Source organism: Bacillus pretiosus, assembly GCF_051294775.1.
Classification (GTDB): Bacteria; Bacillota; Bacilli; order Bacillales; family Bacillaceae_G; genus Bacillus_A; species Bacillus_A wiedmannii.
Genome location: NZ_JBPPHF010000357.1, coordinates 1 through 293 on the forward strand (window position 1 = coordinate 1; position 293 = coordinate 293).

General features: G+C 36.2%; 1 pseudogene. It reads right to left on the minus strand.

The features are described 5' to 3' along the window. A pseudogene (locus tag ACSG5Z_RS31250) lies at window positions 1-227 on the minus strand (stage V sporulation protein AA); the annotation flags it as partial. Window positions 228-293: the final 66 nt, after the last annotated feature.

The following is a 293-nucleotide window of genomic DNA, read 5'->3' on the forward strand; positions in this document are numbered from 1 at the left end:
GTCCAGAACCGAGTAACTTAATTTGTATATGAGCCGCTTTTCGCCTAATAATCTCAATAATTTTCATAACATCAATTACAACATGTGTCTTTTCATGCGCTGTTATTTTGTAAACTACCTCATCCTGTAACGACTCAACTACCTCAGTATCTCCAGCAAGTTGAGCGACATCACGTAGTTTCACTTCATACGTCATACGTAGGAGAAACTTTTAATCGATTACGCATTTTAATATAAATTGTTTGTTCCAATTTCTATTCACCTCTTCACTCTTCCTCGTAGTTGTAGTATGG